2 tRNA genes and 1 rRNA gene are annotated in these 611 nt (G+C 44.1%); all 3 read right to left on the reverse strand.

The window, feature by feature from the left end:
• Positions 1-256: 256 nt before the first annotated feature.
• Positions 257-332, reverse strand: a tRNA-Ala gene (locus DZ860_RS23895).
• Between the two features lie 39 nt (positions 333-371).
• A tRNA-Ile gene (locus DZ860_RS23900) sits at positions 372-448 on the reverse strand.
• A 68-nt stretch (positions 449-516) separates the two neighbouring features.
• Positions 517-611: ribosomal RNA gene (locus tag DZ860_RS23905) — 16S ribosomal RNA — on the reverse strand; the annotation flags it as partial.

A 611-nucleotide genomic window follows, 5' to 3' on the forward strand; every position in this document is an offset into this window, starting at 1 on the left:
ACCAAGTTGTCTCTCTATTTTATGAGTGAGAGACGTTCGATTTTGCCGGACTCAATTTCGAATAATCATCTCTAGGAGATGATATTGCCAAGAACACTTGAATGTGTTTTTTGGTGTATTCAATTAAGAATACATTGAGAACTTTTTTGATAACAACAWTGTTGTTATCAGTCAGCTTTCCAAATTGTTAAAGAGCKWGATTATTTCCGAAGAAATGAACCATTTCTAAAAACACTCTCGCGAATGCGTTTAAAGATGGTGGAGCTATGCGGGATCGAACCGCAGACCTCCTGCGTGCAAGGCAGGCGCTCTCCCAGCTGAGCTATAGCCCCAAAAAYTTAATGTCAGACCAATTCTTTTGGGAAAAGAATTGGTGGGTCTGAGTGGACTCGAACCACCGACCTCCCGCTTATCAGGCGAGCGCTCTAACCAGCTGAGCTACAGACCCAACATTAAACTCTTGAACTTTATAAACATATCAATCTGTGTGGRCACTCATCGTGAGTAATCATCGTATAAGGAGGTGATCCAGCGCCAGGTTCCCCTAGCGCTACCTTGTTACGACTTCACCCCAGTCATGAACCACAAAGTGGTGAGCGTCCTCCCCGAAA

Origin of the sequence: Vibrio sinensis (genome assembly GCF_003605645.1) — a bacterium.
Classification (GTDB): domain Bacteria; phylum Pseudomonadota; class Gammaproteobacteria; order Enterobacterales; family Vibrionaceae; genus Vibrio; species Vibrio sinensis.